This window comes from Staphylococcus sp. FSL K6-0223 (genome assembly GCF_038008285.1).
In genome coordinates, this window is record NZ_JBBOYX010000004.1 from 394,787 (window position 1) to 405,969 (window position 11,183).

Genomic DNA, 11,183 nt, shown 5'->3' on the forward strand with positions numbered 1-11,183 from the left:
ATGGTGTAAGTGTATTATAGCAATAATTTGAGTAATTGTTCTATTTTTTAGATGAGTTATATCTAATTTATATATTGAACAGATAAATATATTACATTATAGTAATTATTATCAAACTAAAATTGTCAGAAAATTCTAATAAGAGGAGTGTGCATCATGTACAATGAGAAATTAAAAAAAGGTTTATATGATTATCGTGAAGAGCATGATGCGTGTGGTATTGGATTTTATGCCAATATGGATAATAAAAGGTCTCATGATATTATCGAAAAATCTTTAGAAATGTTACGTCGGTTAGACCATCGAGGTGGCGTTGGTGCTGACGGTATCACTGGTGATGGTGCGGGCATAATGACTGAAATTCCATTTAAGTTTTTTGATCAATTAGATGAAATTAATATTCCCGGCGAAGGTAACTATGCTGTGGGATTATTTTTTTCTAAAGAAAAAGTTAAAGATTCGATTCATGAACCCATTTTTAACTCATATTTCGAAAATGAAGGTTTCAAAGTTATTGGTTATCGAGATGTCCCTGTAAATACTAATGCAATTGCTAAACATGTTGCTGATACAATGCCTTACATTCAACAAGTCTTTGTAGATATTAGAAGCGTTGAACATGTTGAAAAACAATTATTTTTAGCGAGAAAACAGATTGAGAGATATGGAGAAGAGCAATCACTGGAGTTATATTTCACAAGTTTATCCAAGAGGACAATTGTTTATAAAGGTTGGTTACGCTCTGATCAAATCAAAGAATTATATTTAGATCTTCAGAATGAAACGTTTCAATCTAAATTAGGATTAGTGCATTCAAGATTTAGCACAAATACTTTTCCCAGCTGGAAACGTGCACATCCTAACCGAATGCTCATGCATAATGGTGAGATTAATACAATTAAAGGTAATGTGAATTGGATGAGAGCACGCCAAAATAAATTGGTTGAGACGTTATTTGGAGATGAAAAAGATAAAGTTCATTTCATAGTAGATGAAGATGGAAGTGATTCAGCTATTGTGGATAATGCGCTTGAGTTTCTTTCATTGGCTATGGAACCTGAAAAAGCAGCAATGTTATTGATTCCAGAACCTTGGTTATATAACAAAGCTAATGACAAAAATGTGCGTGCTTTTTATGAATATTATAGCTATTTAATGGAACCATGGGACGGTCCAACGATGATTTCATTTTGTAACGGCGATAAAATTGGTGCGCTTACAGATAGAAATGGTTTACGTCCAGGCCGCTATACGATTACTAAAGATAACTTTATTGTATTTTCTTCTGAAGTTGGTGTAGTTGATGTGCCGGAAGAGAATGTCGCTTTTAAAGGACAACTTAATCCAGGCAAATTGTTACTCGTCGACTTTTTACAAAATAAAGTAGTCGAAAACAATGACTTAAAGGCAGATATAGCTAGCGAATTACCTTATCAACAATGGTTAGAAACATTTAAAATTGATGATCGCTTTGATCGAATAGATTATGAGCCGTCTGATTGGGATGAACATACGTTATTTCGTCTGCAAAAGCAATTTGCCTATACTAAAGAAGATATAAATAAATACATGGTTGATTTAGTTAGTAGCAAAAAGGATCCTATTGGAGCGATGGGGTATGACGCACCAATTGCTGTTCTTAATGATAAGCCAGAATCATTATTTAATTATTTTAAACAATTATTTGCGCAAGTCACTAACCCTCCTATCGACGCTTATCGAGAGAAGATTGTAACGAGTGAAATGTCATATTTAGGTGGAGAAGGTAATTTACTTCATCCTGATGAGACAGCGCTACAACGTATTCAATTGAAGAAACCTGTTATTACTGAGGCACAACTTGCTTCCATAGACTCAAGTTGCTTCAATGTAACCCATCTATCAACGGTGTATACAGGGGAGCTTGAAAGTGCATTAAACTCACTTGGAGAACAAGCAGTTGAAGCAGTAAAATCAGGTGCTAAGATCATTGTGCTAGATGATCAAACACTTGTCTCACAGGAAGGTTATGCGATGCCAATGTTACTTGCTCTTAGTCATGTTCATCAGTTACTGATACGTGAAGGATTGCGAATGGAGACAAGTCTTGTAACTCTAACAGGTGAAACTAGAGAGGTACATCATGTGGCATGTCTACTTGGATATGGTGCTAATGCAATCGTACCTTATCTTGCGCAACGTACGATTGAACAATTGACACTTCAAGGACAGTTATCTGGTTCAGTAATTGAGAACGTAGAAACGTATACACGCGTATTATCAGAAGGTGTCATAAAAGTTATGGCGAAAATGGGAATTTCAACTGTGCAAAGTTATCAAGGGGCGCAGATTTTTGAAGCAGTTGGATTATCTCAAGATGTTATAGATCGTTATTTTACTGGAACACAGTCAAAAATATCTGGAATAAGTATTGAACAAATCGACAATGAGAATAAAGCGCGACAAAGTAATGCAACAGATTACTTAGAATCAGGTAGTACATTTCAATGGAGACAACAAGGTCAACATCATGCATTTAACCCTCGTACAATCTTTTTACTACAACATGCTTGTAGAGAAAATGATTATGAACTGTTTAAAGAATTTTCAGAGGCAGTCAATGATAAACGTACAGATCACATACGTCATCTGTTAGAGTTTAAAAAACAAAAAGCCATTGATATAAGTCGTGTGGAGCCGGCGAGTGAAATTGTGAAAAGGTTTAATACTGGTGCTATGAGTTATGGTTCAATTTCAGCTGAAGCGCATGAAACTTTGGCACAGGCGATGAATCAAATTGGTGGTAAAAGCAATAGTGGTGAAGGCGGTGAAGATCCGTCTCGATATGAATTGCAAAAGGATGGAAGTAATAAAACGAGCGCAATTAAACAAGTTGCGTCCGGACGATTTGGTGTAACGAGTGATTATCTCCAACATGCAAGAGAGATTCAAATCAAAGTAGCACAAGGCGCTAAACCAGGGGAAGGTGGACAATTACCAGGGTCAAAGGTCTATCCGTGGATAGCTGAAACAAGAGGTTCAACGCCTGGTATAGGATTGATTTCTCCTCCACCACATCACGATATTTATTCAATAGAAGATTTAGCTCAACTTATTCATGATTTAAAAAATGCGAATAAAGAAGCGGATATTGCAGTTAAATTAGTTTCTAAAACAGGTGTAGGAACCATCGCTTCAGGGGTAGCTAAAGCATTCGCCGATAAGATAGTCATTAGTGGTTATGACGGAGGTACTGGGGCTTCACCAAAGACCAGTATTCAACATGCTGGAGTTCCTTGGGAAATAGGACTAGCGGAAACACATCAAACATTGAAATTAAATCATTTACGTAGTCGAGTGAAGTTAGAAACAGATGGTAAGTTACTCACTGGAGTAGATGTAGCGTACGCTTGTGCGCTTGGAGCGGAAGAGTTTGGATTTGCGACAGCCCCACTTGTTGTATTGGGATGTATAATGATGCGTGTATGTCACAACGATACATGTCCAGTAGGAGTTGCTACGCAAAACAAAGATTTACGTGCGCTATTTACAGGTAAGGCGCAACATGTAGTCAACTTTATGTATTTCATTGCTGAAGAACTACGAGAGATTTTAGCTTCTCTAGGTCTAGAGACAGTAGAGGAGTTAGTAGGTAGAACAGATTTACTACAGCGTTCTTCTAAGTTAACTCCTGGAAGCAAAGCTGCAGCAATTCAAATAGAGAATCTTATCGAACAGTCTGAAGGACCTAATACGAAACAAATAATGCAAGATCATCACTTAGATATCGGCTTTGATTTGAATTATCTATATCCAGATGCTAAGCACAGTATTCAAAATGGACATTCATTCACAGGAAGTTATGTGGTCAACAATGAACAAAGAGATGTAGGCGTTATCACAGGTAGTGCCATTGCACGTCAATACGGAGAAGAAGGTCTCCCTGAGGATACAATATTCGCTTATACAGAAGGACATGCCGGCCAAAGTCTTGCTGCTTATGCGCCACACGGTTTGACGATTCATCATACTGGTGATGCGAATGACTATGTAGGTAAAGGTTTATCAGGTGGAACAGTTATTGTTAATGCGCCAAATGAAGAGCGAGAACAAGAAATTATCGCAGGTAATGTAAGTTTTTATGGAGCATCAAGAGGAAAAGCTTATATAAATGGTAAGGCGGGAGAACGTTTTTGTATTAGAAATAGTGGTGCTGATGTTGTGGTAGAAGGTATTGGAGACCACGGACTAGAGTACATGACTGGTGGACACGTCATTATTTTAGGTGATGTTGGTAAAAACTTTGGCCAAGGTATGAGTGGCGGCGTAAGTTATATCTTCCCATCAAGTATTGAAGAATTTAAAAAGGTCAATTCATTAGAAACTCTTGAATTTAGTGAGGTTCGCTATGATGAGGAAAAAGCATTAATTAAAGATATGCTTGAAGCGCATTATAAACATACACGTAGTACGAAAGCACGACAAATTTTGAATCAATTTGAAAATGTAAGCCAATATGTAGTGAAAGTCATACCGAAAGATTACAAATTGATGATGCAAAAAATTGATTTACAAAAACGACGAATAGAACAAGTAGATGAAGCGACACTCGCAGCATTTTATGATGATAGGAAAAGTATTGAAGAAGAATTACAACCAGCAGTAGTTTATTAAAAAAGTGGGGGATAATCATGGGCGAATTTAAAGGATTTATGAAATATAATAAACAGTCTTTATCAGAATTGTCTTTGGTAGATCGTCTTTCTGGTCATGATGCGTTTCAACAACACTTTACTAAGGAAGATGCCTCCGTTCAAGGTGCACGCTGTATGGATTGTGGCACACCATTTTGCCAAACAGGACAGTTATATGGAAGAGAAACTATCGGCTGTCCTATTGGAAATTATATACCAGAGTGGAACGATTTAGTATATCATCAAGACTTTAAAACGGCTTATGAAAGATTGAGTGAGACAAATAATTTTCCGGAATTTACTGGACGTGTATGCCCCGCGCCATGTGAGAATTCTTGTGTCATGAAAATCAATAGAGAATCCGTTGCAATTAAAGGTATTGAGCGTACTATTATAGATGAAGCTTATGATAATGGTTGGGTTAAACCAAAGTATCCTGAAGAACGTAAAGAGCAAAAAGTTGCAATAGTAGGAAGTGGACCTGCAGGACTTACAGCTGCTGAAGAACTCAACATTAAAGGGTACCAAGTGACCGTGTTTGAAAAAGCACATGAACCAGGTGGCTTATTAATGTACGGCATCCCTAATATGAAATTAGATAAAGATGTAGTACGTCGTCGTATAGCGTTAATGAAAGAGGCAGGTATAGAGTTTAAAACAAGTGTTGAGATTGGCGTTGATATCAGTAAAGAAGAGCTTGAAGATGCATTTGATGCAATTGTTTTATGTACGGGTTCGCAGAATGCGAGAGATTTACCTTTAGAAGGACGTATGGGCTTTGGTATTCATTTTGCAATGGATTACCTAACTGAACAAACACAATATCTCAATGGAGAAATTGATGAAGTTTCTATTACTGCTAAAGATAAAAACGTTATTATCATAGGTGCAGGTGATACAGGTGCCGACTGTGTAGCGACTGCATTGCGTGAAAACTGTAAATCAATTGTACAATTTAACAAGTATACTAAGCAGCCTGAAGAAATTACCTTTGAAAGTAATACATCTTGGCCTTTAGCCATGCCTGTATTTAAAATGGATTATGCGCACAAAGAATATGAAGCTAAATTTGGTAAGGAACCAAGAGCTTATGGAGTACAAACAATGCGCTATGATGTAGATGGTCTTGGTCGTGTGAGAGGATTGTACACTCAAGTGCTGCAAGAGACATCTGAAGGCATGGTAATGTCAGATGGTCCAGAACGTTTTTGGCCAGCTGATTTAGTCTTATTATCAATTGGTTTTATAGGAACAGAAACAACTATTCCTCATGCGTTTGGTATTAAAACTGAACGTAATAAAATAGTTGCTAATGACATTGACTTCCGAACTAATCATCCTAAATTTTTTGCAGCTGGAGATGCTCGTAGAGGTCAAAGTTTAGTCGTATGGGCAATCAAAGAAGGTCGCGCTGTAGCACGATCTGTTGACCAATATTTAAATAAAAAAATTCTGGTGTAGACACAAAATAATTATATTGACTTTTAATGAACGCTATTATATGATTGTTATTGTGTTCATTGGAGGAATACCCAAGTCCGGCTGAAGGGATCGGTCTTGAAAACCGACAGGGCCTTAACGGGCCGCGGGGGTTCGAATCCCTCTTCCTCCGCCATTAGAATTAAAATCCAAGACTAATAGATATAAAAGGCAAGTACTTATTTTAATGAGTATTTGCCTTTTTTATTTTGCTTTTACCCTCCTCTAACTGAATTGCTCATACATACAAATAGAATTTTTTAAATTTATCGATTTTTATATATTAGCAATGTGCCTATCATTTCGAAATTTTGAGTTCATTAAAAGAGTAATCTAAACTCATATATAAGTTATTGATGAAATTTTTACGCTTGCAAAGGGATATGAAATTATAGTATTATAAATCTTACCGTGCTAGGTGGGGAGGTAGCGGTTCCCTGTACTCGAAATCCGCTTTATGCGAGACTTAATTCCTTTGTTGAGGGCGCATTTTTGTGAAGTCTGCCCGAAGCACGTAGTGTTTGAAGATTTCGGTCCTATGCAATATGAACCCATGAACCATGTCAGGTCCTGACGGAAGCAGCATTAAGTGGATCCTCATATGTGCCGTAGGGTAGCCGAGATTTAGCTGTCGACTTCGGTAACGTTTATGATATGCGTTCGATACAAAGGTGCACGGTATTATTATGAGATTTAAGCAAATATCACATAGATAAAAGGCTAGGACATATCAGATTGTCGTAGCCTTTTTTATTTTGGCAGTAGTTAACTGATCTGGAAATATGTTTGAACCGAGCTTCTCATACTTCTAAACAACTTTGTCAGCTAGCCTCTACTAGAGATGAATTATAAAAAAATTTATATACAAACCATGTTGGAGTGGGATAATGAAATTAATTTTTTACAAATTTAAATTTCTATCCCACTCTTCTTTCATTAAATAGATTAATTTTCAATAATTTGTTAAGGTTATAACGAACTAAGCAAATAATATATAACGTGTATTGATATATCATTAAAAAGTTGATAGAAAAATTGGAGGATACATGCAAATATTTTTAAGTACTTTAACTGAAGTTGATTATGAACGATCACTTGATAGCATTGAACAAAATTATGATCAAGACCCAGAGATGAGTTGGAAAGAACGTGCCAGAGTTAAGAATCTCAGAAAATCCGAGAATTATAATTCTGAATTAGAAGTTATTGCTAAAAATGATACGAACGATGTCATTGGCCATGTCTTATTAGGAGAAATTTTATTAGTTTCTAATAATCATCAAACTACTGCACTAGCAGTTGGAGCTTTATCAGTACAACCAGATGTGCGTGAACAAGGACTAGGAAAAGCTTTAATGCAAGCAGTAGAAGAGCGTGCCAAAGCTGAAGGGTATCCAGCAATTTTTGTTCATTGCTATACTGAATTTTTCAATCACATAGGATACGTTGATGCGAAACAAAACGGTATTGTTATGGAAGAATTAGGTAACGATGACACCTTAAGTGTGAAATTTTTAACTTCAGACATCGCATCACTTCATGGTATGACTGTTATGTTACCTGAAGTATTTGATTAATTTTTTCATTGAAAAGAATTGTTACGAACATGATATAATGATGAGTAATTGTTAATGGAGGTGTTACAGTGGATTACCAAGCTTTGTATCGAATGTATAGACCGCAAAGTTTCGATGATGTTGTTGGACAAACACACGTCACGAAAACGTTACGTAATGCCATCTCTAAAGGTAAACAATCACATGCTTACATTTTCAGTGGACCCAGAGGAACTGGGAAGACAAGTATCGCAAAAGTGTTTGCCAAGGCGATTAATTGCCTTAATAGCGATGATGGAGAACCTTGTAATGAGTGTGCGATTTGTAAAGGTATTACTCAAGGTACAAATTCTGATGTGATTGAAATTGACGCGGCGAGTAATAACGGTGTGGATGAGATTAGAAATATAAGAGATAAAGTTAAATACGCACCAAGTGAATCCAAATATAAAGTATATATTATAGATGAGGTACATATGTTAACGACGGGGGCGTTCAACGCCTTACTTAAAACTTTGGAAGAGCCTCCTAGTCACGCGATATTTATTCTAGCGACTACAGAACCACATAAAATTCCTCCAACTATTATCTCTCGAGCACAACGTTTTGATTTTAAAGCGATTAGTATGAATCAAATTGTAGACCGCCTAAAGTTCGTAGCTGAATCACAGTCACTAGAGTATGATAATGCAGCATTAGAATTTATTGCTAAAACTTCAGAAGGTGGTATGCGTGATGCTTTAAGTATCATGGATCAAGCGATTGCTTTTGGGGACGAGCGTTTGACACTACAAGATGCGTTGAACGTGACTGGTAGCGTTGATGAAGCGGCATTAAATGATTTGTTCAAAGATGTTGTTGAGGGGAATGTTAAAGAAGCTTTTGGTAGATATCATCACTTTATTTCAGAAGGAAAAGAAGTGAATCGACTTATTAACGACATGATTTACTTCGTTAGAGATACGATAATGATAAAAACATCAAATGAATCAATTGAATATGATGCTTTAGTTAGTTTTGAATTAGACACACTATATCGTATGATTGATATCATTAATGATACACTTGTTTCAATTCGTTTTAGCGTTAACCAAAACGTTCATTTTGAAGTGTTACTAGTTAAACTTGCGGAAATGATTAAAGCGCAACCACAGACTGTTCAGAATATGGCTACAACAGCTGTAGCTACTGAACCTGATAATGATGTACTGCTTCAACGTATGGAGCAACTTGAAAATGAATTAAAAACACTGAAAGCGCAAGGTGTTTCGAATAGTGGTCAAACACAACAACCGAAGAAACCTACACGTACAGTTCAACGCTCTAAAAATGCATTTTCTATGCAACAAATAGCTAAAGTATTAGATAAAGCTAATAAAGAAGACATAAAATTATTAAAAGACCACTGGCAAGAAGTGATTGATCATGCTAAAAGTAATGACAAAAAATCATTAGTAAGTTTACTCCAAAACTCAGAACCAGTGGCAGCGAGTGAAGATCATGTGTTAGTTAAGTTTGAGGAAGAGATTCATTGCGAAATTGTAAATAAAGATGATGAAAAGCGTAACAATATAGAGAGTGTAGTTTGTAATATAGTAAATAAAACGGTAAAAGTCGTTGGTGTACCTTCGGATCAATGGTTAAGAGTTAGATCTGAATATATTCAAAATCGTAACGCTAATGGTGAAAATAACAGCGAGTCAGGAGAGGCGCAACAGCCAGCACAAGTTGATGTGGCACAAAAGGCTAAAGATTTGTTTGGTGAAGAAACAGTACATATGATAGACGAAGACTGATACATGACAAGCAATATATTCGTATGTATAATATAATAAAAGCTAATTTTTAATAGAGACTGTTTAATTTCAAGGAGGAAATGATATTATGCGCGGTGGCGGAAATATGCAACAAATGATGAAACAAATGCAAAAAATGCAAAAGAAAATGGCTCAAGAACAAGAAAAATTAAAAGAAGAACGCGTTGCTGGAACAGCTGGCGGCGGTATGGTTACTGTAACAGTTACTGGCCATAAAGAAGTTGTAGATGTAGAAATTAAAGAAGAAGCAGTAGATCCAGATGACGTTGAAATGCTTCAAGATTTAGTATTAGCTGCTACTAATGAAGCGATGAATAAAGCTGACGAGTTAACTCAAGAACGTTTAGGTAAACATACTCAAGGCTTAAACATCCCTGGAATGTGATAACACATGCAATATCCAGAACCAATTTCTAAACTTATAGACAGTTTTATGAAACTGCCAGGCATTGGACCTAAGACGGCTCAACGTCTGGCTTTTCATACTTTAGATATGAAGGAAGACGATGTTGTTCAATTTGCTAAAGCATTGGTAGATGTTAAAAGAGAACTTACTTATTGTAGTGTTTGTGGTCATATCACTGAAAATGATCCTTGCTACATTTGCCAAGATAAGCAACGAGATCGTTCGGTCATTTGTGTTGTTGAAGATGATAAAGACGTTATAGCGATGGAGAAAATGCGCGAGTATAAAGGTTTATATCATGTTCTACATGGTTCAATATCACCAATGGATGGTATAGGTCCAGAAGATATTAACATCCCAGCATTAGTTGAGCGACTAAAAAGTGATGAAGTTAAAGAACTTATTTTAGCAATGAATCCCAACTTAGAGGGAGAATCTACAGCAATGTATATTTCGAGATTAGTGAAGCCAATTGGTATTAAAGTAACACGTTTAGCACAAGGACTATCGGTTGGTGGAGATTTAGAATACGCAGATGAAGTTACGTTATCTAAAGCGATTGCTGGTAGAACTGAAATGTAGATTTAAACTTAATAAGAACGGGCTATAAATACCCAAAGGAGTAATAGCGCAAAGATGTTGTGAATTAGAAATCATCTTTGTGCTTTTTATATTAATAATAGGGATTCTATAGATTCATGTTTTTGCTGTAAATTCTCAGCTAAGTTTTCCAAGAGTTGCTTATATGTGATTTTTAAATAGCATACGTAATTGGTTAGTAATTAAGGGGGTAAAAATTTTAGATATATTATAAGTTTAAATTTTATGTCCTTGAGTTTTTTCTAAATAAGAGGAAATAATTCATTAAACGTAGCGTAGAGAGGATAATGAATTTATGTTTTATAACTAAAACGGCTGACATTATTAAAGTAGTTGAGACTATGAAACAATAATGAAGTAACTAATTTCAAAAAAATAAAATTTCTTTAAAGTTTGCGAAATGGCTATAATAAGATTGTATAATTTATCGCAAAGTTCATTTTTGTCTCTAAAAACGATAGTTATTTCGATATAAAATCATAAAGTTCGGTTATTGGAGATATAGTGTAGTAATTTTGTTAAGCTAGTGTAAATTTTACTGTTGTTAAAACTCTCTAAAGCCTGTATAGTATTTATTTGTTGAGCGAAACAAATCAACTTAATTCAAAAAAATAGACAATAAAATTAATTATAAAAAGTTATTGACTTCATT

The 11,183-nt window shown here is 35.7% G+C and carries 6 protein-coding genes, 1 tRNA gene and 1 other RNA gene; all 8 read left to right on the forward strand.

Annotated elements, in window-relative coordinates:
- Positions 1-156: 156 nt before the first annotated feature.
- Complete coding sequence (gene gltB, locus MHI13_RS22700) at positions 157-4,653, forward strand: glutamate synthase large subunit (RefSeq protein ID WP_064210521.1); 4,497 nt, start codon at positions 157-159, stop codon at positions 4,651-4,653.
- A 17-nt stretch (positions 4,654-4,670) separates the two neighbouring features.
- Complete coding sequence (locus MHI13_RS22705) at positions 4,671-6,134, forward strand: glutamate synthase subunit beta (protein WP_002434483.1); 1,464 nt, start codon at positions 4,671-4,673, stop codon at positions 6,132-6,134.
- Positions 6,135-6,195: 61 nt separating this feature from the next.
- Positions 6,196-6,288 (forward strand) — tRNA-Ser (locus MHI13_RS22710).
- 273 nt (positions 6,289-6,561) lie between these two features.
- Positions 6,562-6,831, forward strand: an RNA gene (gene ffs, locus MHI13_RS22715) — signal recognition particle sRNA large type.
- A 367-nt stretch (positions 6,832-7,198) separates the two neighbouring features.
- The gene (locus MHI13_RS22720; protein WP_002434069.1) at positions 7,199-7,729 is read left to right on the forward strand and encodes a GNAT family N-acetyltransferase; all 531 of its coding nucleotides are present in this window, start codon (positions 7,199-7,201) and stop codon (positions 7,727-7,729) included.
- A 68-nt stretch (positions 7,730-7,797) separates the two neighbouring features.
- Positions 7,798-9,504, forward strand: a complete 1,707-nt coding sequence (gene dnaX / locus MHI13_RS22725; RefSeq protein WP_002434430.1) for a DNA polymerase III subunit gamma/tau — start codon at positions 7,798-7,800, stop codon at positions 9,502-9,504.
- Positions 9,505-9,592: 88 nt separating this feature from the next.
- A complete protein-coding gene (locus tag MHI13_RS22730) occupies positions 9,593-9,910 on the forward strand; it encodes a YbaB/EbfC family nucleoid-associated protein (RefSeq protein ID WP_002434018.1) in 318 nt (105 codons plus the stop codon).
- Positions 9,911-9,916: 6 nt separating this feature from the next.
- Positions 9,917-10,513 (forward strand): recombination mediator RecR, encoded by a 597-nt coding sequence (recR, locus tag MHI13_RS22735; protein ID WP_002434514.1) that lies wholly within the window; start codon positions 9,917-9,919, stop codon positions 10,511-10,513.
- Positions 10,514-11,183: the final 670 nt, after the last annotated feature.

Excerpts from the sequence above, each read along its gene's own strand:
- recR (WP_002434514.1), top strand. The coding sequence starts at position 9,917 with ATGCAATATCCAGAACCAATTTCTAAACTTATAGACAGTTTTATGAAA.
- MHI13_RS22720 (WP_002434069.1), top strand. The coding sequence starts at position 7,199 with ATGCAAATATTTTTAAGTACTTTAACTGAAGTTGATTATGAACGATCA.
- gltB (WP_064210521.1), top strand. The coding sequence starts at position 157 with ATGTACAATGAGAAATTAAAAAAAGGTTTATATGATTATCGTGAAGAG.
- MHI13_RS22705 (WP_002434483.1), top strand. The coding sequence starts at position 4,671 with ATGGGCGAATTTAAAGGATTTATGAAATATAATAAACAGTCTTTATCA.
- MHI13_RS22730 (WP_002434018.1), top strand. The coding sequence starts at position 9,593 with ATGCGCGGTGGCGGAAATATGCAACAAATGATGAAACAAATGCAAAAA.